The organism is Neobacillus sp., assembly GCF_031988165.1.
In the GTDB taxonomy this organism is placed as follows: domain Bacteria; phylum Bacillota; class Bacilli; order Bacillales; family Cytobacillaceae; genus Neobacillus; species Neobacillus rhizosphaerae.
The window spans coordinates 1-22618 of the sequence record NZ_DALZYO010000019.1 but is presented as its reverse complement, the minus strand read 5'-3'; the positions used below and the strand labels follow the sequence as shown (position 1 = coordinate 22618).

Genomic DNA, 22618 nt, shown 5'->3' with positions numbered 1-22618 from the left:
AATAAAATTCTATATTTGAACTAACTCGCCTAAATTCAATTCTTCTGCTTTTAAAATCAATCCATTCGAAACAGCCAGATCTTGTAACGAAATGCCCGTACTATCGAAAATTGTGATATCCTGATCGGATCTACGGCCCTCAGATTCGCCAATAATCAAATGACCAATTTCAATTAAGTCACTAGATTCAATTATATTTGCTCTGAAAGCACACTGAGTTTCACCAACTGTTACTGCTTGTTGACGGTCATCTACACAGACAACTGCTTCCTTAAATATGTTTTCATCAATTTCCTGTTTCCCCGCTACATCAGCTCCTATACAGCTAAGGTGCGTTCCAGGCTTAATCCATGCTTTTTTCAATAGTGGCGTTCTAGATGGCGTGATGGTTATGACTGCATCGCTATCCATCAACATCTTCTGTGGATCATCTGTAGCAACAAATAGTACTTCGTCGATTCGCCTGAGCCATAGTTGATTATCTTGATCATTCAGATCATTGATGATCTTTCCTAATTCTTTTTTTATTCCGTCTTGAAACTTTTTAGCGTTCTCATAGTTCAAAGGATCATAAATATGAACTTTTTTGATGCCGGGCATCACTGACAAGGTTGCAGCAATTTGAAAGATAGCCATTCTACCTGTTCCAACCACACTCAACACACTGGAATTTGATCTAGCCAGATATTTGATGCCAAGCGCCCCAGCCGCTCCTGTACGCATTCCAGTCATGTAACTGGCATTTAGAACGCCTTTAGGAAATCCGTGAACCAGATCGAAAATCATGGTAAGTCCAGTAATTGCCGGCAAACCTTGCTTTGTGTTGTCACCAAACCATGAAACAAGCTTCAGTCCAAAGACGTTGTCCCCATCTAACATTCCAGACTTGATGTCCATTTCAGCTTTTCCCTCAATGATTTCCTCTGATATCATGCTAAAAAGCCTAGCTTGCTGTTTTGCTTTTAGAGAGTATGCCTTTTCAACGCATTCAACCGTACTTTTGATATCCAAAATACTTTTTACGACTTCGTCATTCAATATTCTCATAGACCTCATATCCATACCACCTTTCTACAATCTCATATGACAATTATAACTCAACCTCAATTTCCTTAATATCAATCGCCTTCCCACCTACTCGAACTCTAGTGATTTCTCCACCAACAAGTTTTAATGAAGCCAGTATCTCTGAAGGCATATTCATAGTATACCCCTGCTCCATCACTATGTTTTTTGCTTGATCCGTGCTGAGTTTGCCATGATGTGCTAGATATGAGCTTAAAGCACCGTTTGCGGTCCCGCAGGCAGACTCTTCTGGAATACCATAGAGTGGCGCCAAATTTCTGCAATGAGCCGTTCCTCCAAGCGTTTCAAGTGTGAAAAGATGATACCCTATTGTATTGTATTTTCTGCTCACCTCAGCCACTTTCATCATATCCGGCACCGTTCTATTTAGAATTTCCAAGCTTCGTATCGGCACCATAATATCACGCATACCCGTTGAAACAATTTGAGGATAAAGATCATCTGTAAGATCTTCAATCGTTAAGTTTAGTGAGTCTGCGATTTCTGCTTTATCAATGACTTCATAAAAGCAGGGAATAGCTTGATCCATCATAATCAGATGATCATCCATAACTTCCACGTTTAAGACTCCCGCCCGTGTTTCTTGACTATAAACGCCTGGAACAAGCATCCCACGTTCAGCCATCAGGTAAAATGCTCCAACAGTCGCATGTCCGCAAAGGTCCACCTCTTTAACCGGAGTAAAGAACCGAACTTTATAATCTGCACACTCCGATTTTGTAATGAAGGCTGTTTCTGAAAAACCTATTTTCTCAGCTAACTTCTGCATCTGATTATCTGAAAGATTATCTGCATCCAAGATAATTGCGGCTGGGTTTCCGCCACCTTGTGTCTTTGCAAATGAGTTCATTGTAAACACTTTTACACGCATACTATTCCTCCTAAAACACATTTGATTTTACCCTGAGTACTGTTATACTTAATAATATATCAAGAATCTGTGCTCATATAAAGTGCCAAATTTCAAAATAATAATGGTGCCAGAAGGAAGTATGTTATGTATGAATTTACGTTTCAATTTGACTTAGAAAATACTACAACAAAATATCAGCAACTCTACCAATATATCAAAACAGAGATTTCTAATGGGTATCTTGCTGCTGGAACTAAGCTCCCCTCCACTAGAAACCTATGTGCTCACCTTGGAATAAGCCGCAATACCGTTGATACAGCTTATGGACAATTACTCGCCGAAGGCTATCTAGTCAGCAAAGAAAAGAGCGGATATTATGTATCGGAGGATATGCGAACACATCTATTTACACCTCACGAAGTCAATAGTACCTTATTAACATCTGCTGAATCGAACAAAAACGATGATCATTCTGCCCTTCTATATGACTTCAGATACGGGCAAATTGATCAAACTAACTTTCCATATTCTGTCTGGAAAAAAGCTGTTACTCAGTGGCTCGCCAGTTCAAAATCTACCGGACTGAGCTATGGTCATCGGCAAGGAGAATCATCACTTCGACAGGAAATCGCATCCTATATTAGAAATGCAAGAGGCGTTAAATGTACTCCTGAACAAATCATCCTAACCTCTGGAACGCAAATGTCTCTCGACTTGATCTGCAAATTATTGAAATGTGTGCATCATTCTGTTGCTATAGAGGATCCAGGGTACATTGGAGCTAGAACTATTTTCCGTACAAATGGCTATGAGATGGTGCCCATAGCCTTAGACTCAGCCGGAATCAATCTTCATCAATTAAGAGACAGCTCCGTTCGTTTGACTTTGGTAACGCCTTCTCATCAATTTCCTTCCGGAATGATCATGCCCATTTCAAGAAGGTTAGAACTCTTAAAATGGGCTGATGAAAATGACGGCATCATTATTGAAAATGATTATGAGGGTGAATTCAGTTATATTGGGAATCCGATCCCCAGTCTTCAAAGCCATGATGAGAATGGACGGGTGATCTACTTATATAATTTTTCAAGTTCTTTGCTTCCTTCTGTAAGAACAAGCTTTTTAGTGTTACCACCAGCTTTATTCGTAAAATATCAAGAATTATTCGCTTCTCTTGAACAAACTGTTCCGATTATTGAGCAGAAAGCCATAGAGTATTTTATAGCAGAAGGTGCCTGGGAAAAACACATTCGTAAAATGAAAAATATCTATTCAAAAAAATTCGTCATCCTAACTGAAGCAATTCGAAAGCATATGAATGATCGTGTAGAGATTATTGGAAATAAAGCCGGCCTCCACATTCTCTTACGAGTCAAAACTCACAATACCGAGGAAAACCTTATTGAAAATGCAAAACGAGCCGGAATTCGAGTATACCCTACAACTCAATATTGGTTAGGAAATCCTTCTGGAGAGTATCCATTGATTTTACTTGGTTTTGGTGGTATGGATGTTAGCGAGTTTGATGAGGCCATTCATTTACTCAGTAATGTATGGTTTAAGTAGTATGACCAAGAGTGATTAGAAAAATGACAAAACCCAGTAGATTTGTTCTCTATAAGAAAGCCACTGCATGTAATCACAACATACAGTGGCTAAAATCATTCCACTTACTTATTATTAAGGCCGGAAGATTCACTGCGCTTAGCAGCAAGTCAACCGGCCTTAAACGGATTCAAGACATAAAAAATGTACGGATTGAATTCCGCACACCGATGTCTTCTATTATTCAATTCATTCACTCCCATTTGTTCTACCTTCTCCTACATTCCCATTCCTCCCATAGTTTGTTTTTGATCATTATCCACGACCTCTTCTTGGGATTCGGGAATCACTTTGAACTGATCTTCACCAAGAACTATGCCGAGCGTCCTACCATTGTCCCAACGCATATGCAAGGTACCAGCGTCATCCACACTTTCAACGGTTCCCTGCATCCCCGGTTCAATCGGTCCATAGGGATCCTCCATATGGATTAGCTCGATTCTTGTTCCAACTGGATACTGCTCTTTGATTTTTTCAACTTGCTTCTGTGAAAGAAAACTTTTCATTTCAATACCTCCATTTCTTTTTCATGGCATAAAAAAAGAGCTACCCAATCTAATTTTATAGAAAGGTAACTCTTATCAGCAGTTTGCTTGAAGCATTGCCGCTCCGTATTTTGCAATCAATATGGAATTGATAATCCCTTTGAAGGCTTGCTCCCCGATCAAATGCTTATCCGAAATCTCATTCAGCTTGATGTACTCCTTGGCAAGTTGAATCGTTTTCGACATTTGATAAATAGCATAGCCATCGGTGTTGATGCCGTTTAGATGCATCTTCTTGAAATCAACGCTGTCCAAGTAGATGTGATCCTTTGCAGCACACCACAAGTTATCATCTGCAGTCAGTAAAAATAATGTAGCCAGATAGGCTGGGTTTCGATTTTCAATTCCTTCATTTTGAATCCGGCAGACCGTTTGGAATCTGGAACGATGTTTGGGACTTAAGAAGAGTTCTCCATCGTGGTTCCTGATTAAATCCCCAAGCCGTACATTCAAATGATGAGATTCACATTTCTCGAAGCTGCTGGTGACAATCTCTTCATAAGTAATGTCGCCACCAACAATTTGATTTGTGACTCCACTGGATGCAATTGATTTACAATACTCTGTGATGCGTTCATAGTCTCTTTCAAATCCTTTAGATCCTTCAGCATTTCTAATTCTCTGCACAACAATCACCCCACTTCTTCTTGGTAAAAAATTCGGCACAAGCATCATTAACTGTTCAAGTTCTTGAAGTTCTGAGCCATACATAAAAAATTTCGACATCCTCGTCTTCCTCTCTTTCTGATTTTGGGCATAAAAAAAGACAAGTCCGTAGGTCATTACTGTTGACCTAAAAACTTGCCGTTTAATTCTAAAATTATTTAATTCAGTGGTTGGACAAACAATAGTCCAAATTGATCAGATCTCACATCTCTAATAAATGCATGCTAGCTTACGAAATATATTTAATAATCTTCCGATACAACTCGTTTAATCTCGGCTGGCACATGCTACCCAATGAATCTAATCCATTATTTTCATGAATATCCCTATCTTCCACTTCAAATAATCTATGAAAGTCATCTTCTATTCCGACATAGACAGGTTTATCATAATTCAGAAAAACTGGATTATCTCTAAACTGATTGCCAGTGATATCTATAATAATTTGGTTACCAGTCAATAACCATGCATGAGACTGAGAATTTTCAGATGAATCATCATAATACGAACCACAGACATAATATGTTCTGATACCATGTTCCAACAAAAACTGCGCTAACAAATCACTCGCATCACCACAACATCCGCGAGGGAAATTGTAAAATGAAATGTCCTTATCAAATTCACCTGAGTCCCTTGCTAAATCCAAAGCATCTCGAAATTCATTAACCAATCTAGTAATATCCTTCATCAACATCCTCCGACAAAGTCACTAAAGCACTCTTTTTTATGGCAAATCAAAGATGTCATCTATATTTTTGCCCTTTTTTCGGGGTCAAAAAACGTCATTTTTAGCCCCGTTTTTTGACCCAAATCGGTCTCAAACTACAACATCTTGTGGTCAAACCCTACTTTTTAGTGTCAGAACCACATTTCGTCATCAGAATTATCGCTTCTACGTGCGCCGTCTGCGGGAACATGTCAACCGGCTGAATGTATTTAACATCATATTTTGAACTCAAAGTATGAATATCTTTAGCCAAGGTCGAAGGGTTGCAAGAGACGTAAATCAGTTTCTCTGGTTGGACTTGTAAAATAGTTTGAATCAACTGGCCATCAAGGCCCGTTCTTGGTGGATCCACTACGACGACATCTGGCTTCCAGCCTTTTTTGAACCATTTTGGCAGTACTTCCTCTGCTTTTCCCGGTACGTATTTGGTATTGGTGAATCCGTGACGCTTAGCGTTTTTCTTCGCATCATCAATCGATTCCGGGAGGATGTCCATACCACGAATTTCAGCTGCCTGGTCGGCAAGCCATAATCCGATTGTACCCACGCCACAATAAGCATCGACCACTTTTTCTTTCCCCGTAAGACCCGCTGCTTTTTTCACTTCATTATAGAGCTTTATCGTTTGACTAGGATTTAATTGGAAGAAAGTTCTAGCTGACAGCTCGAATTGTAGATCCCCTAAAGTTTCTTGGATAAATTCTTCTCCGGCGAGCGGCACCGTTTCTTCTCCAAAAATAAGCGATGTTTTTTGCCCATTTATATTTTGGACGACTGATTTCACATTCTGCAGGCTTTTTTGGATTTCCTGTAAAATAACATCTTTTTTTGGCAACTCTTTTTGTGCTGTAATTAATACAATCTGTAGTTCCCCAGTTTGAACTCCTACACGTGTGACGATGGTTCGGACAATTCCCTTTCTTGATTTCTCATTATAAATAGGAATTTTCAAATCCTCTAAAATCTGTTTCACTGTTGCGGTCGCTTCATTTGTCTGTGCATGCTGGACAGCACATTGGTCGATATCAATCAATTGATGCGAATTAAGTCCATATAGACCAGCCAAGACCTTATTATCTTTTTGACGAACTTGAAAACTGCTTTTATTACGGTAGCCCCATGGATCCTCCATACCTATCGTTTCACGGATATCCAATTTGTCGATTGCAAGCTTCGTATGACGTTCAAGGGACTGGATGACAATATCCCTTTTCTCTTTAAGCTGCTGGTCGTATTGCATATGCTGAAGCTGACATCCACCGCATTGATCATAAACCGGGCAGAGCGGCTGGACACGATGTGGAGATTTAATACGAATTTTTTTAATTTTTGCTTCTGCAAATTTAGGATTGATTTTTGTCGCCTCAACGACAACCTCTTCACCTGGCAGGGCTCCTGGCACAAAGACCACCTGCTTTTTAAAATAGCCGACACCTTCCCCATTTATGCCAAGTCTTTTTATCGTTAGTGGAAATGTCTGATTTAGCTGAATTTTGATCCCTTGTTCCATTTTCATCTTTGTTCACTCCAAATTTTTCATAAAGCTCTTGAGTTCCGTTTTTATTATCCCCGTATTATAGCATGATTCACAATGAAAAGCCGAATTCCGGTCGAATTCGGCTAGTCTGAAATTACTTTTTCTTGGATGTGTCTAGTTTTTTTGAAAAAAACGATTAAACAATAGCCAACCATACTGAACTACAATAACGATAATCATACCGATTACAAAAAAGTGATAGGCCTGTAGTTCCATTTGGAATTGAATAAATATTATTCCAATTATATTAGCCGCCACAGCAACTAATAGGGAAAGGATCATGCCCCAGTTTTTCCCCTTTGTAATCAGAAGGAGTAGACAAATAATGGCCCCGATAACAAAAAGGATGGTATAGATTTGAATCAAAAAGGGCGTAAAAAACGAAGAGGTAAACTCCTGCTTTTTAAATACTAAATATCTGGCAACTCCCATTTTTTTAGATGATAAATCCTCTAAGACCATCGCTAAAATAATTCCCGAAAATTGAAGGATTGAAATCAGCAAATAAGGTAAGATCATTTTTCTGTTTTTAATCATTATTCATCCTCCTATTTCAGACCAAAGAGACAATACCAATGGACGTATTGTCTCTTCCCTAAAAATATCATTATTACTTATTTGGTGCGCCTTTCTCAACAGGATTGGAAGGATCCATGCTCCATTCATTCCAACCACCATCGTACAGGGTAATATTCTTCAAGCCTAAAACATCAGCATAAAATAATACTTCAGCTGCTCTCCAACCAGTTCCGCAGTAAAAAGCAAGTTTTTTATCAGCATTTATCCCGTCTTTTTCCCACATGCTCAAAATTTCCGATCCGTTGCGCATGGTATCATCTATGCTTCGAAAATCTTCAAGATGACTGGAATCCGATCCTGCATGTCCCCAAACAGAGCCTGCAGGACGTCCTTTTGCCTCAATATAATCATAACCCGATATTTTCCCTATAAATTCATCCCAACTTCTAATATCAACAAGTGTACCAGTATTTTTATCAGCCAAAATTGTTTTGGCTTCCGGCAAATCAATGATATAGTTCGGATTAGCTGGAACTACAGCTCCAAATGAGGCAACTGATTTCTTAGAATTCACCTTTTTTTCGACTTGAAAACCGGCATTTTTCCAAGAAGCAAACCCTCCATTTAGCACTCTTACATCAGAAACACCCATATATTTCAAGATTACCGCTACGCGAAATGCCGGCATGGAATCACTGCCATATAAAACAACAGTTGTGTCAGTTGTGATCCCATTTTTCAAGGCAAACTTTTCAAGCTTTTTGTCCTTCAGACGATTCCATACAGGACCTTCCTCTACTTCATCGGTATTAATATGGACTGCCCCAGGAATATGGCCCTTTTTATAATCCTTTGCTTCATCGCCCCAGCTGACTTCAAAAATTTTATATGGATTTCCATTATTTTTATTGTTAATTAAGTCATTGACCCATGTAGAAGAGGCAAGCATTTCGTAATTCGGATAGGATTCCAATGCTAAATCTTGATTTGCTGCCCATTCTTTCACATCAAATTTATAAATATTTTTGAAACCATTATTTTTTAGATATTCAGCAACTGTTTGTGCATCTTTCCCATTTGCATCATAAAGGACAACTTTTTTATCGGTTGAAATTCCTTTACTTTTCAATGCTTCTTTTAGTTTTTTATCTTTTTTATCAACCTTTACCTTTAGCCAGTTAGCGGAAAAATCAACGGCACCTTTAATATGACCGCCTCTTTTAACACCATCTAATGCCCAGCCGTTAAAGGCGTCATTTGATCTTGTATCAACAATGACCCAGTCTTCTTTTCCGAGATTTGCCTTCAGGTCGTCTGTCTTAATAGTTTGGAATACATCTGTTGTTTCTTTTTTATCTGTCTCTTTACTCTTACCTGCTGCATTACTATTGGAACAGGCAGCCAGTAATAAAAAACTACCTAACAAAAGAAATAATAATGCTTTTCTTTGTAATACCATTTCGTCTTCCCCCTAAAAATTTTCGCTAGCCAATATGAGATGTATGTTTTAGTGGCTTTTTGTTTCTGCATTTCGTTAAAGCATCATTGCTCATGATTTGCACCATTAACTACAATACAAATATTGATTCCTTATTCATTATAAGTAAATGGTATTCTTAAATAAATTCAATCTATCTATCAAATGAATGGAAATGAATCGATTTTTTGATTAATACTATACCTTTGCTGTTTTTCGCAAGAAAAAAGCCGAATTCTATTCGAAATTCGGCTTTGGGTTTGTATTATCCTTTCTTAGGAAAATCATCAAGGCTTTTGAATTTATAGCCTTTCTTTTTCAACTCTTGAATGACTTTTTCAAGGGCATCGGCGTTGTCTTTCGATACGGTGTGTAACAGGAGTACACAGCCCGGGTGAATCTGCCTCATAATGTTGTCGTAGGAATATTGCCAGCCTTTTTGTTGATTTACATTCCAATCGACAAAGGCGAGTGACCAGAATACATGGGTATAGCCTGCATCCTTTGCAATCTGCATCGTTCTTTCACTAAAAATACCTCGTGGTGGGCGTAAATACTTCATTTCTTTTTGACCCGTTAATTCTTTCGTCCTGACGCGAACACTTTCAAGTTCCTTACGAATTTTCTCCTCACTAATGGTGGTCATATCGGGGTGGTGCCAGGAATGGTTTCCAACGATATGTCCCTCGACGACCATCCGCTTGACTAGATCAGGCTTGGAATCCAAATAATGCCCCGTCACAAAAAACGCCGCAGGTACCTTTTCCTTTTTTAACACATCAAGAACTTTTGGAGTATATCCCTGTTCATAGCCATTATCAAATGTAAGATATAATGTTTTTGAATTAGGGTCACCTTTATAAAAAGCACCGTATTTTTCGAGAAGTTGATCGTACTGCGTCCCAGCTTCTGGCGGAATCTCGTTCACCGCCTTTTTAAATCCCCAGTGAATTGGTTGATTGGATACAGATGCGTATGTAATATTTGGTACTAGTAAGAGCAGCATGCTAAGGCTGCCTAATAACTTTCTCATCCATGTTCCCCCTATTTTTGTTTTTTATAGTGTTTGTTTTAAAAAGGGAAAACATAATTGGTGGATAAAGGAAATGTTTGTGGGTGGTGGTAGACTCAACTTTTTTTGGTAAAAAGAATAATTAGGTATTAAGTATCGACAAATTTTTTCTATAATGATAAATAAATCCTCCATTTCAGCCCATTGAATAGAAAAAAGATAGACGCCTAGCTACAGCGCCTACCCTACCTTAACTTATTTAAATACCGCTTCCTTAAATTGTGCTAATTTTTCCAAAGAAGATTTGTCCACATCCGCATGCAGGCTGTTTCCGTGCGAGTCCATCGTGACAACAGCTGTAAAGCCCTCGACGCGAAGATGCCACATTGCTTCTGGAATACCAAATTGCATCAGATCAACGCCTTCCACTGATTTAATGCAATCAGCGTAATATTGTGCCGCACCGCCAATCGCATTCAGGTACACGCCGCCATGCTCCTTGAGGGCATCTAATGTCTTCGGCCCCATACCGCCTTTACCGATAACAGCGCGGATACCGAACTTCTTCATGATATCGCCTTGGTATGGTTCCTCACGAATACTTGTCGTTGGACCAGCCGCCTTTACGTGCCACTCACCTGCTTCGTCCTTTAACATAACTGGACCACAGTGATAGATTACCTGACCATTTAAATCCACAGGCGCATCATGATCGCTCAAATATTTATGAATCGCGTCACGGCCAGTGTACATCATGCCATTTATTTGCACCACGTCTCCGACTTTCAACGCACGAATCTTTTCTTCTGTAATGGGTGCTTCTAAAGAAATAACGCCTTCCGACATTGAAGCGGCTGTTTCTTTTTCAGCCTCCGTTTGCGCAAAATCAATGAATTCACCATCTTGATAAGCCCACTCATTAATCTCGCCTGTTACAGCGTCCACACTTACGCCTAAGCGGCGGAATGCCCAACAATTGTAGGCAACAGAAACATAGAAGCTCGCTGGGATTCGGTTCATGACACCGACTTTGCATCCTAGCAATGTTGCTTCCCCGCCGAAGCCCATTGTTCCAATTCCTAATTTATTTGCATTTTCCATCACGTATTCTTCTAGCTTGCGAAGATCTGCGTTTGGATTCACATCTTCAACTGAACGGAATAATTGTTCTTTTGCTAAATCATAACCGGATGAACGGTCGCCCCCGATACCGACACCAATAAATCCAGCACTGCAACCTTGACCTTGGGCTTGGTAAACAGAGTGCATGACGCATTTGCGGATACCATCAAGGTCACGGCCAGCACGTCCTAGTCCATCTAACTCACATGGCAGGCTATATTGAATGTTTTTATTTTCGCAGCCGCCGCCTTTTAAAATCAAGCGCACATCAATGTAATCTTTTTCCCACTGATCAAATTTAATAACTGGTAAACCTACCCCAAGGTTATCACCGCTATTTTCACCTGTTAACGAGTCGACAGAGTTTGGCCGCAATTTTCCCTCTTTCGTGGCAAGAACAATTGCATTTCGAATCGCCTCTTTTAATTCTAATTGGTTGACACCAACTGGCGTTTTAATTTTAAAGGTTGGCAGGCCTGTGTCCTGACAAATCGGTGACACTTGATCATCCGCCATTTTAATATTATTTGTGATGGTAGCAAGACTCATTGCTGCACTAGTGCCGGCATTTTCTTTTTCCTTAGCCGCCAGAACCGCCCGGCGGACGTCCTTTGGAAGTTTGGTAGAAGTTTCAACTACAAGCTTGTACATGCTTTCTTGAAATTTCGCGATATTCAATTCGAGTACCCCTTTCCCTTTGTTCCCCTAAGTAATCTATTTCAATTTTACAACTTTTTGCACGGTTACATTATACTCCTATAACCACTAGATTTAAAGGATAAGCTTGAAACCGAATACATGTCAGAATGAGGGAATTCCTCCACAAGCGCAGCTAGATTTCCTGAAAATAAAAAAAGAGCCTGTAAATTAAACAGACTCACTGACTTCACGATTATTAAATTCTCTACATTTGGATTCCATATCATCCAGCATGGAAATTAAGCGGTCAATATCTTCAAGATCCGTTTCCTCAGGATCAATAGCATCGAGTACGTCGATGAATATGTTTAAGCGCTGTTTTAAAAAATTCACCTGCGAATTTTTATCTTGAATTGGGCTGCCCAATAGCATTCTCTCCTTTCACTATCGTTTTCATCGTACCGAAATAATTAGACTTTGACAAATATTATTTTCCCCAATTAAAAAAATAACAAGACTCCTGCCATGAGGAGTCTCAATGTTATAAGAAAAGCTCAGGGTACTAACCCTAGTTCCGCATTTTCATTCAAAAAATCATCGCGGCCGCTCAGAAGCTAAAAAGCCAAAAGAAACAAAATCCTGAACAGGAATCCAAGCTCCGATTCCTTGTGAAGTAACATTCTTGATTACGATTAACTTTTTATTTCCTTTTAGCATTAAATAAACTTCACCGTAGTACACTTTCCCCTTTTCATTCACACCAGGTGCATAAGCATATAAGTAGCCGAGCCGGTTCGCTGGGATATTATAAATATGATCATTTTTCGTCCCTGCCCCGATAATCGTTTCAAACGCGAGCGGAAGCTTGGTTTTTTCCATCGATTTTTGCAGCATCATCTTTTTGACATCTTCCAAATTAGGGATCTTGGCAGTCAGACCGCCTCTGATAATTTTTTGCGACTCCTGAACATACTTAATCTGATATGGTACCTTTCCGCCCCGATTATCAAAGTAATTCGTATTAATTTTTTGAAACTCCCAATTTAGAGAAGTCTCAGCAGATTCGTAATTCAACGGCCATTGTCCTAAATAAACAATTGCTCGGTAGCCAAGAGCAAACGGAGAGCTGTTAATGCTTGTCTCATTCAACATGCGAATTAAATCCGGGTTTTCAATTTTAACCTTCGAAGAATTGATTAACTTTTTCGTTAAGTCGCTTGGCTGCAATAATGGCTGGTCCTGTGTCGAATTCGGATAGGTATTCTCTTTCGAAATGTTCCGAACAGAGGCTGGAACCTGATATTTTACTGGGCTTTTTTTCACCGACGCTTTTTCAGCAAAAGCAGACGGAATAAAAGTGAGCATTAATAGCATTGTCATAAGGACTGGAACAATTTTTTTCACTGAGTTGAACTCCTTTCACTAATAGCATTAATAAGTCTGCTAGTAGTTTTTTCGGAGTTGATAAATATTATCCATTAACCCTTAATATTTCGCCTGCAACCGCTTCATTAATTTTTCAAAAAAAGGAAAAAACAGTTGAATAGCTGGGCCAACTGTAAAAGTGATAATGATAGTTCCAAGCCATATAGGACCTTTTAAAAAGAAGGCCGGGATTAAGGCAGTAATTTCCCCAATCGTCTTTGCCATCATGAGGTTGACGCCAAAACGCTCTTTTATCGCTAACATAAAATTATCGAATGGACTTTGAGGGAATTTGGCCTGTAAATAGGCCCCTGCTCCGAATCCGACAATCAAGATACCAAGCAACAGAGTGACTAGTTTTACAATAAACTGTTCTGCTTGCCATGTTTCAAAAACGGAATTCATCCAAAAATCAATCATTGACCCAATAACAATAATCGTTAAGAGTGTAAGGAAGTCAGGTCTTCTTTTTATTAAAAGGGAATTAACAAGGACAAGGACTGCCCCATCAATCATCACCCATTTTCCAATGGACAACCCAACCTTTTCAGTAAGGGCAACATTTAAAGCATCCCACGCCCCCGCCCCGAGGTTAGCTTTAATGGTTAGACATACTCCAAAAGTCAAAACGAATAAACCGATAGTAAAAAATAATAACCGAATAAAAAATTTCATATTTCGCTCCTCAAAAAGTGGCAAAAAGTAATGGAAATGTAATAATCTGAACATTTACAAAATTCTAATTACCGTTTATAATATTATTAACCTTTCAAAAAGGAGGGCTGTAATCAATCGGCTAACCATTTATTGAAATTCATTAAGGAGGTTGGAATTCTCGTATAATATGACATTCAACACTCGTGTTTCCGTTGTTTCTTACTAATCATAAAGGTTGGTGATGGATGGTCCTATAGAGAAGCGATTGATTTTTTCCCCTATTAAAATGTGTTGTTTCATTATAGCACAGGATTGGCGATTTAACCGTACATTGTAAAAATTGAAAAAGGATAAGAAGAGACTCTAAGCCGTCTGGCTCAGAGTCTTTATTTTTGCATAGATTGGTGCCTGACACCGAAAAGGATATGGCCACGTTTCTTACAGTAGGAAGAAGCCAATTCCCATGATTAGATATGCCGCAAGCAGGGTTAGGCCTTCAAACCAATTGGTTTCACCGTCGTTGGAGATGATCACCATGAGCAGTACCGATGATATCATGGCGATTAATTCCTGCCAGCTAAATAGAAGCGGCATTGTTTGATCAAAGAAAAGGGAAATGAGTACAAGTACCGGTAACACAAACATCGCTACTTGTAGGGTGGAGCCAATAGCAATCTCCACAGCTACATCCATTTTATTTTTATAGGCCATTAAAACGGCGGAAGCGTGTTCTGCAGCATTACCAACGATAGCCACAATAATGACGCCGATAAATAACTCCGTCCAACCGAAGGATTCTGCCACATACTCAAATGTATGTACCAGATGCTCTGATATGTAGGCAACAGCAATCGTTGCGATGAAAAGCACGGCGATGGCCTTCCTTTTCCCCCATTCCGGTTCTTCCTCCTCATGTGCTTCTGTCTCTCCGCTAGGCTGATAAACCCCGCGATGGGTAACAAGTTTAAAAAATAAGGCAGCAAGATAAAGAAATATGAGAATAACCGATATCCCGATACTTAATGTAATGGTTTTCGTTTCATTCATATTCATCGAAAATACTTCTGGAATGACAAAGGCAATCATCACCGCAAAAATGAGCAAACCAGAATTATGCCGGGCATCAAACACATTAAATTCTTGCCGTTTGAATTTTAGTCCGCCAATAAAGAAAGAAAGCCCAGCAACCAGCAGCAGGTTGCCCAGGACGGAACCTGTTAATGAAGCTAGGACAACCCCTACAAGTCCTGCTTTTAGAGCAAAAACCGAAATAATCAGCTCTACCGCATTTCCAAAGGTTGCATTTAGTAATCCTCCAATTCGCGGCCCCGCCACAATCGCAAGACTTTCGGTTGCTCTGCCCATGAAGCTAGATAAAGCAATAATCGTTAAGCAGTAAAGAATAAATAAAATAATACTTGGCCAATGCATTAGTGTCCCAATGACTGAAAGCGGAACCCCAATGAAAGTCAGCGCCATAAAAATTTTGTTTGTCACCACGTTCCCTCCAAAAGTTATTTTTTAACCCCATATTTTTTCTCCTATCTATGTTGTTTCCATTTGCCCCTATATTTACCTAAAAAACTTATGATCATCGAGGCAACTTTTTTTCTTGCAAAAACAGAATATTCTCGTTACCATCATTTAGGAACTATTTAATAGATAGAAAGTAGAATTGAGGAAATTTTTATGAATAAAAATTATTTTCGTTTCTGGATACTGGTAAGTATTGTCGCCATTTCTGGCTTTTCCCAAGGGATGCTCTTACCGCTCATCGCTGTTATTTTTGAAAAAGGCGGTGTTTCTCCTTCATTAAATGGCCTAAATGCCATCGCCCTCTATATTGGCATTCTACTTGTTTCCCCATTTATGGAAAGGCCGCTAAGAAAATATGGTTATAAACCTGTTATCATTTTCGGTGGTGCACTTGTATTCGTATCACTAGCCTTATTTCCATTATGGAAAACATTTTGGTTTTGGTTTGCTCTAAGACTGCTGATTGGCATCGGTGACCATTCCTTACATTTCGCGACACAGACTTGGATAACTTCCTTTTCACCTGCTGAAAAAAGAGGACGGAATATCTCCATATATGGTTTGTTTTTTGGGATTGGTTTTGCCACAGGGCCATTAATGACGCCCTTAGTAAATGTGAATGAATCCCTGCCCTTCATCGTCTCTTCCATCCTATGTTTGGTCGGCTGGGTCTTTGTCTTTTCTTTAAAAAATGAACTTCCAGAACAAGAAGTAACCATTAATTCTTTTCTGGCGACAATTATGCAGTTCAAAAGAGCTTTGAAATTTGGATGGGTCGCCTTCTTGCCCCCATTCTCGTATGGCTTTTTAGAATCATCCTTAAACGGTAGTTTTCCCATTTATGCCTTAAGAATGAATATGGATGTTTCAAGTGTTTCGCTCGTATTATCTGCTTTTGCGATTGGCAGTATTATTACTCAACTCCCTCTTGGGATGTTAAGTGATCAGTACGGGCGGAGGAATATTTTAATGACTGTACTGTTCTTGGGCTTTTTTAGTTTTACAGCAGCTAGTTTTCTTGAACACTCCTTTATCGGTCTTTTTATCGCTTTCTTAATCTCCGGAATGGTTGTTGGTTCCACCTTTTCGCTTGGCATCAGCTATATGACCGATTTAGTTCCGAAGGACTTATTGCCGACAGGAAATTTGTTATGCGGCATCTTTTTTAGCCTCGGCAGCTTAAGCGGACCGATTATCGGCGGCTTATTTATTAAATTTTTGCAAAGCGTTAGCTTCTTCTACATTATTAGTACGATGCTCCTAGCGTTATCATTCATCATCTTTGCATTTGGAAAAAAGACGTATCTAATTCTTGAGCAGCAAAATTCTTAACGACATTTATCTGGAGCAAATTCATATTTTACACATAAAATACATGGTAAGATAAAGAAAATTGAAAATTTTTTCCGAAGAAAGTCTGCTGTCATCATTAGGGTGGCAGCTTTCGTGTTTTTTTAGGGGCAGTGAGGTTGATTATTTTTATCAATTTCACGTTCATTTATTTCCCTTACCAAAATTACACATTTAAGAAGTGCATCAGCTCTATTAACATAAACAATAATTATTATCATTTAAAATCAACCAAAATAGTTAAAAATCCGTATAATTTCAAAAATGGATCTGAATATCATTCTCAATTAGAATTATATTTTATCAATTAGAATTGACCATTCTTTTTTCTTGCTGTATAATCAAATTATTGGGGGGAGATACAAGATGAGCTCAAACGCAAAATTACTTACAAAAGGGGTACAAAATATTGGCCTTATTGAAAAGATCAAACCACATTTAGAACTAATTGCTGCATCGTTAAGCGGTGTATTGATTGCTCTCGGCTGGATTTTCGATAAATATGGATTTGGAACTGATTCCATCATTGCTTACCTGTTAGCATTTGTAATCGGTGGGTTTGCGAAAGCAAAACAAGGCATTGAAGCCACCTATGAAAATAAAGAACTAAATGTAGAAATGCTGATGATTTTTGCCGCAGTGGGGTCGGCAATTATTGGTTACTGGACAGAAGGAGCCATCTTAATCTTCATTTTTGCCGTCAGTGGAGCCTTAGAAACCTATACCATGAATAAAAGTCATAAGGAGATTTCTTCTTTAATGGAGCTCCAACCAGAGGAAGCACTGCTTATCAGCAATGGGAATGAGAAACGAGTTTCAGTCTCAGAGCTTTGCGTTGGTGACCCTATTCTGATTAAACCTGGTGAACGGGTTCCAGCTGATGGGATCATTATCAAAGGACAAACCAATATTGATGAAGCAGCGATTACAGGCGAGTCCATGCCTGTCTCCAAAGGGGAACAGGCTGAAGTTTTTGCTGGTACCGTTAATATGACTGGCTCGATTACCGTTCAAGTAACAAAGGAGAGCAGTGACACCCTTTTTCGAAAAATTATTCAACTTGTTCAATCCGCACAAAGTGAAAAGTCACCGTCGCAACTTTTTATCGAACGCTTTGAAGGAACCTATGTCAAGGTCGTTCTGCTTGTCGTTATTGCGATGTTCTTCCTTCCTTACTTTCTACTGGGCTGGAGCTGGCATGAATCCTTTTACCGTGCAATGATTTTATTAGTGGTCGCTTCCCCTTGTGCTTTGGTCGCTTCGATTATGCCGGCATCCTTATCCGCGATTTCCAATGGAGCTAGGCATGGGATATTAGTAAAAGGCGGTGTCCATCTTGAAAATTTAGGTCATCTTGAAGCCATCGCTTTAGATAAGACAGGTACGCTTACGAAGGGTAAGCCGGAAGTAACCGAAGTAATAGTGAAGGAAGGGCTTGAAAGGGAAAAGCTCATTTGGCAAGTTGCATCAATAGAAAGCCATTCGAACCACCCGCTGGCGATTTCGATTGTTAAGTACGCAAAGATGAACCTAAACAAAGAACTATTCCATCCTGACAGTCTGGAAGATATACCTGGCTGGGGAGTAAAAGCAGAAATTAACGGAGAACAATGGAAAATTGGCAAGGCGGCTTTCGTCGGAAAGGAACATGTCGACACGTTTGCTGATGGAAAAGCTAAAGAACTCGCAAGTCTTGGTAACACTCTTGTCTTCATTGAAATCAATGGAGAGCTAAGTGCCATGATTGCCTTAAAGGATGTCGTTCGCGAGGAAACGAAGCTGGCGATTGATCATTTAAAGAAACAAGGCATCCATACCGTTATGTTAACGGGAGATAGTGAGAAAACTGCCCGGGCGATAGCGGCTGAAAGCCATGTGGATGAATTTTTCGCTGAATGCCTTCCGGAATCTAAGGTAGAGCATCTTAAACAACTAAAATCAAAATTTAAAACCGTTGCCATGGTAGGCGATGGGATTAACGATGCTCCAGCGCTAGCGATTGCCAATGTCGGAATTGCGATGGGAGAAGGAACGGATGTAGCTCTTGAAACGGCGGATATCGTGCTAATGAAGAATGACTTGCCACGAATCGCCGACGCCATTCAACTTTCAAAACGAATGAATAAAATTATCAAACAGAATGTCATTTTCTCGATATCGATCATCATGCTCTTGATTGCATCAAATTTCTTTCAGATGCTTGATTTACCATATGGAGTCATTGGCCATGAAGGCAGCACTATCCTCGTGATTCTGAATAGTCTCCGGCTGTTAAAATCATAAGAAAAGCGCAAGGCGCCCGCCTATCGGCGTATGGACTCCTCGGAAAAGCTAACGCTTTTCCTTCGTGCGATGCCAATGCTGCCGAAGCATTCCTTATGGAGCGCTCCGACTGTATAAATTCTTATATCATAAGAAAAGGACCGGGTGAGTAATCACCCGGTCCTTTTCTCATGATTAGTTCTTAGTGGTATCCGTTTGAGCCATTTGCTGACCCTGAAGTTTTTTGTTTCGGATTACTTTTATTTCCTTTTTGCTTTGTACCGCCATCTTTTTTGGTTTGTTTTGTCATCATTAAAACCTCCCTTATGTTAAGTTATCCCCCAGTTATAGTTTGGACAGATAGTCTTTTTTCATAAAGGAAAGTATTAGCAGTTCGAGCGATTCCGTTCACTATAAAAAGCATTGATTTCTCCACCAATAATAATAATAAAAGCTGTTATGTATAACCAAATCATTAACACAATGATGGTCCCAATACTTCCGTAAGTGAGCGAATAGTTACTGAAATTCCCGACATAGAAGGATAATCCAATGGAAGAGATAATCCAGCCCACTGTTGCAAAGATTGCTCCGGGTAAGGCACTTCGGCAGCGCAATCTTACATTCGGTGCAATCCAATACAAGCCTGTAAATATAAGGAACAATATTATCGCACTTACCAGCCAGCTTAACGTATTCCATAGCTTAATAAATTCAGTGGTATAGCCTAATTTAGAAAACAAAAATAGGCCAATTTCCTTCCCGAATACGGGTAAAATAATTGCGAGGATAAAGACAAAAATCAGCCCAAAGGTTAGTAATATCGCTACTCCTCTTGAAACAATAAATGAACGGCTTTCCTTCACATTGTATGCTTTATTAAAAGCCCTTACGATTGCGTTTATTCCGTTTGAGGCTGACCAAATTGTGCCAATAATCCCAAATGACAGCAAGCCGCCATTCCGATGATTCATGATCTCATCTACATTTTTCTCAATCAGGTCCATTGCTTCCACTGGGGCAAAATCCCTGATCATTCCAAGCATGTCCTGATGTGGAATCGGGAAATACGGTAAAAGCGTAAATAATACAATCAGAAGTGGAAACAAGGAAAGTAGTAAAAAGTAGGCCAGCTGTGCACTTAACCCAGGAAGATCATCTTCCTCGATCCGGTGCCAAAGCAATCTGAGCAATGAGGAGCGTACATTCCCTTTCTTTTCCATGTCCAGCTCTCCTTCTAATTATTATTTTCCTCTTCTCCCGATACTTCTTGTAAAAGTTGTTTTTCCTCACTTATTGAGAAACCAGCTTTTGTTTCTTTTAGGATTTCTGTCACCTGGGGTGTCAGCTCCCGTAACTCATCAACTTTATTGGTAATATAGGAAATATCTTCAGTCACCTGCTGAGCGGCTGTTTTTATTTTAGACGCCGTTTCTTTCACCTTATCGGTTATTGTGCCAGGATTACACAGAACATAGGCAACCTTGCTTGAAGTCTTTTGAACGCTTTCCTTCATTACCTGGCGGGTTTGTTTATCTAAGAGGCTAAGGGCGCCACCTGCAATGGCTCCGATTAACATTCCCCTCCAAAATTGATTTTTCTTCGTCATTTTAAATTCTCCTTCCACTATGATAATTATCATTAATCTCTCTTCAATGAAATTAATACCAAAATCATCTCACCCTTTATTTTGCTTTAAATCAATTCCACTTTGCAAGCTTGTCCGAAACTTTTATTTCCTTCCTTTAGGCCAAGATAATGACTAATATTCAAACGATGTTTATATTGACATCTACTTTTTAACATGAAAAGATGAGATTATTAATTCGAAAAGGGTGACCGAAATGAATTTATCTGAGAAATCGATTGAAAACGTCGAATATATGATTGAACAAATAAAGGAAAAATTAAAGGTTCTTAACCTTGGAGCCATCAAGCCATCACACTTTGATGAAGACATGTATGAGGAATTAAAAGAAATTTATGATATGGTTCTAAGGAAAAACTCTTTTAGTCCAAATGAAATGCAGGCATTAGTAGAAGAGCTTGGAAGCCTGCGAAAAAAATAATAAGAAAAGCCCAATGAAAATAATTCCAGTACTACTAGAAAACCCGTTATTTCCTATGAATAACGGGTTTGTTTTTATTTCTGTTCAGTTAAGATAATAGGACCATCTTTGGTGATGGCAAGTGTATGCTCATATTGCGCCGAATATTTACCGTCTATCGTCCGGGCTGTCCAGCCGTTATCATCCATTTTTGTTTGGTATAGGCCGATATTCACCATTGGTTCAATCGTAAAAACCATCCCCTCTTTAATTCGCGCACCTTTTCCTGGCAGCCCATAATGCGGAACATCCGGTTTCTCGTGAATTACCGCACCAATTCCATGGCCTATAAAGTCCCGTACCACTGATAATCCTTCGCTCTCGACATAGGTCTGAATTGCGTGGCCAATATCTCCAATTCGATTGCCCACAACTGCTTGTTCAATGCCCTTATAAAGTGCTTCCTTTGTTACCTTTAATAAATGATCGGTTTCCACTGCAACCTTGCCTACTGCATAAGACCAAGCGGAATCAGCCAAGGCTCCATTGTATTTGACTACCATATCCACCGTTACAATGTCGCCTTCCTTTAATGGCTCCTCCCTTGGAAATCCATGGCACACTTCGTCATTAATACTTGCACATGTTGCATATTTATAACCTTTATAGCCCTTTTGCTCTGGAGTTGCCTTATTTTCACTTAAAAACCTTTCAACAAATTGGTCAATTTCCCAAGTGGTAATGCCCGGCTTAATTAATTTTGCAATTTCTTTATGACAGGCTGCCAGTATTTCTCCTGCCTTTTTCATGGCTTCAATTTCTCGTTGTGATTTAAGGACAATCATGTTATTCCCTGCCTTTTTGTATTATTTTTATGTAATATAAGCAATATTGGTTATCTTGGAACATAGTACACATAAAATTGATAATTTGGGTCACCCTTTGCAACACTTTTTATATTAACTCTATCGCATCATTTTTTCAAAATTACTATCCTATTTAGAGAATCCAAAAAACATTATTTTTCAACGTTCAATATTTTGTAATATTCTTTCGTTCTTAATATGGTACTTTTTCATTCTTTTTGGTAGAATTAACGTATAAATACTATTAATAGGTGTGTGAGAGTTAATGATAGGTGACCGCGTAAAAAAATTTCGCTTAGAAAAGAAAATGTCACTATCCGTCCTTGCTGAACAAGCAGGTGTTGCAAAATCTTATTTAAGTTCACTTGAAAGAAACTTGCAAAAGAATCCTTCGATTCAGTTTCTTGAAAAAATAGCTGCCGTATTAAATCTTCCAGTTGAACATTTGATACATGAACAAATCGATATAGATCGGTTAGATAACGATTGGATGAATCTGGTCAAAGAGGCAATGGCTTCAGGTGTTTCAAAAGAACAATTTCGCGATTTCCTTGAATTTAATAAGTGGCGGATAAATCAAAATAATGACCAATAAGTAGTCCTATGTGTTTTAAAGAACAAAAGGCGCAAGCGCCCGTTTAGCGGCGTATGGACTCCTCGAAAAAGCTAACGCTTTTTCTTCG

The 22618-nt window shown here is 39.2% G+C and carries 22 protein-coding genes; 5 read left to right on the top strand and 17 right to left on the bottom strand.

All coding sequences use genetic code 11. From position 1 onward, the window contains the following. Positions 1–9: 9 nt before the first annotated feature. Together RTR43_RS13000 and RTR43_RS12995 are read right to left on the bottom strand one after the other, a co-directional pair. Positions 10–1056, bottom strand: a complete 1047-nt coding sequence (locus tag RTR43_RS13000; protein ID WP_312472480.1) for an ornithine cyclodeaminase family protein — start codon at positions 1054–1056, stop codon at positions 10–12. Between the two features lie 34 nt (positions 1057–1090). Continuing rightward, positions 1091–1957: a PhzF family phenazine biosynthesis protein gene (locus RTR43_RS12995; RefSeq protein ID WP_312472478.1), complete on the bottom strand. Its 867-nt coding sequence runs from the start codon at positions 1955–1957 to the stop codon at positions 1091–1093. A gap of 126 nt (positions 1958–2083) precedes the next feature. Here RTR43_RS12995 and pdxR point away from each other — a divergent pair, with 126 nt between their 5' ends. Beyond that, entirely contained in the window at positions 2084–3505 is a 1422-nt protein-coding gene (pdxR, locus tag RTR43_RS12990) for a MocR-like pyridoxine biosynthesis transcription factor PdxR (protein WP_312472477.1), read from the top strand. A 257-nt stretch (positions 3506–3762) separates the two neighbouring features. Here pdxR and RTR43_RS12985 read toward each other — a convergent pair whose 3' ends face one another. From RTR43_RS12985 to cax, 12 genes are all read right to left on the bottom strand, one after another. Next, positions 3763–4050, bottom strand: a complete 288-nt coding sequence (locus RTR43_RS12985) for a DUF4314 domain-containing protein (protein WP_312472476.1) — start codon at positions 4048–4050, stop codon at positions 3763–3765. Between the two features lie 75 nt (positions 4051–4125). Continuing rightward, positions 4126–4815 (bottom strand): hypothetical protein, encoded by a 690-nt coding sequence (locus tag RTR43_RS12980; protein ID WP_312472474.1) that lies wholly within the window; start codon positions 4813–4815, stop codon positions 4126–4128. A 169-nt stretch (positions 4816–4984) separates the two neighbouring features. Beyond that, on the bottom strand, positions 4985–5446 hold the full coding sequence (locus RTR43_RS12975) for a hypothetical protein (protein ID WP_312472472.1): 462 nt from the start codon (positions 5444–5446) through the stop codon (positions 4985–4987). A gap of 157 nt (positions 5447–5603) precedes the next feature. Further along, positions 5604–7001, bottom strand: a complete 1398-nt coding sequence (gene rlmD / locus RTR43_RS12970) for a 23S rRNA (uracil(1939)-C(5))-methyltransferase RlmD (RefSeq protein ID WP_312472471.1) — start codon at positions 6999–7001, stop codon at positions 5604–5606. A 135-nt stretch (positions 7002–7136) separates the two neighbouring features. Beyond that, the gene (locus tag RTR43_RS12965) at positions 7137–7559 is read right to left on the bottom strand and encodes a hypothetical protein (RefSeq protein ID WP_312472470.1); all 423 of its coding nucleotides are present in this window, start codon (positions 7557–7559) and stop codon (positions 7137–7139) included. A 73-nt stretch (positions 7560–7632) separates the two neighbouring features. Beyond that, positions 7633–9000: a sulfurtransferase gene (locus RTR43_RS12960; protein ID WP_312472469.1), complete on the bottom strand. Its 1368-nt coding sequence runs from the start codon at positions 8998–9000 to the stop codon at positions 7633–7635. Between the two features lie 283 nt (positions 9001–9283). After that, positions 9284–10051 carry a delta-lactam-biosynthetic de-N-acetylase gene (gene pdaA, locus RTR43_RS12955; protein ID WP_312472468.1) on the bottom strand — a complete coding sequence of 256 codons (768 nt, stop codon included), beginning with the start codon at positions 10049–10051 and terminating at the stop codon, positions 9284–9286. Between the two features lie 234 nt (positions 10052–10285). Beyond that, positions 10286–11830 (bottom strand): fumarate hydratase, encoded by a 1545-nt coding sequence (locus tag RTR43_RS12950; protein ID WP_312472467.1) that lies wholly within the window; start codon positions 11828–11830, stop codon positions 10286–10288. A gap of 189 nt (positions 11831–12019) precedes the next feature. Then, positions 12020–12217 (bottom strand): SE1561 family protein, encoded by a 198-nt coding sequence (locus RTR43_RS12945; protein ID WP_312472465.1) that lies wholly within the window; start codon positions 12215–12217, stop codon positions 12020–12022. Between the two features lie 168 nt (positions 12218–12385). Further along, positions 12386–13156: a YfkD famly protein gene (locus RTR43_RS12940; RefSeq protein WP_396954575.1), complete on the bottom strand. Its 771-nt coding sequence runs from the start codon at positions 13154–13156 to the stop codon at positions 12386–12388. Positions 13157–13276: 120 nt separating this feature from the next. Further along, positions 13277–13891 carry a YczE/YyaS/YitT family protein gene (locus tag RTR43_RS12935; protein WP_312472461.1) on the bottom strand — a complete coding sequence of 205 codons (615 nt, stop codon included), beginning with the start codon at positions 13889–13891 and terminating at the stop codon, positions 13277–13279. Between the two features lie 420 nt (positions 13892–14311). After that, a complete protein-coding gene (cax, locus tag RTR43_RS12930) occupies positions 14312–15370 on the bottom strand; it encodes a calcium/proton exchanger (RefSeq protein ID WP_312472459.1) in 1059 nt (352 codons plus the stop codon). A gap of 192 nt (positions 15371–15562) precedes the next feature. On the opposite strand from cax, the gene RTR43_RS12925 reads away from it, so the two are divergent. Then, positions 15563–16741 (top strand): MFS transporter, encoded by a 1179-nt coding sequence (locus RTR43_RS12925; RefSeq protein WP_312472458.1) that lies wholly within the window; start codon positions 15563–15565, stop codon positions 16739–16741. A 384-nt stretch (positions 16742–17125) separates the two neighbouring features. After that, positions 17126–19042, top strand: coding sequence for a heavy metal translocating P-type ATPase (locus RTR43_RS12920; protein ID WP_312472457.1), 1917 nt, complete (start codon positions 17126–17128; stop codon positions 19040–19042). A 365-nt stretch (positions 19043–19407) separates the two neighbouring features. Here RTR43_RS12920 and RTR43_RS12915 read toward each other — a convergent pair whose 3' ends face one another. Then, entirely contained in the window at positions 19408–20244 is an 837-nt protein-coding gene (locus tag RTR43_RS12915) for a YihY/virulence factor BrkB family protein (RefSeq protein WP_312472456.1), read from the bottom strand. Between the two features lie 14 nt (positions 20245–20258). Continuing rightward, the gene (locus RTR43_RS12910) at positions 20259–20630 is read right to left on the bottom strand and encodes a YtxH domain-containing protein (protein WP_312472454.1); all 372 of its coding nucleotides are present in this window, start codon (positions 20628–20630) and stop codon (positions 20259–20261) included. Positions 20631–20865: 235 nt separating this feature from the next. Between RTR43_RS12910 and RTR43_RS12905 the strand changes: the two genes are divergently transcribed. After that, positions 20866–21090, top strand: a complete 225-nt coding sequence (locus tag RTR43_RS12905; RefSeq protein ID WP_248735877.1) for a DUF1128 domain-containing protein — start codon at positions 20866–20868, stop codon at positions 21088–21090. Between the two features lie 74 nt (positions 21091–21164). Here the strand turns inward: RTR43_RS12905 and map are convergent, their stop codons facing one another. Beyond that, positions 21165–21914 carry a type I methionyl aminopeptidase gene (gene map / locus RTR43_RS12900; protein WP_312472450.1) on the bottom strand — a complete coding sequence of 250 codons (750 nt, stop codon included), beginning with the start codon at positions 21912–21914 and terminating at the stop codon, positions 21165–21167. Positions 21915–22200: 286 nt separating this feature from the next. Here map and RTR43_RS12895 point away from each other — a divergent pair, with 286 nt between their 5' ends. Continuing rightward, a complete protein-coding gene (locus RTR43_RS12895; RefSeq protein ID WP_312472449.1) occupies positions 22201–22530 on the top strand; it encodes a helix-turn-helix domain-containing protein in 330 nt (109 codons plus the stop codon). Positions 22531–22618 lie beyond the last annotated feature (88 nt).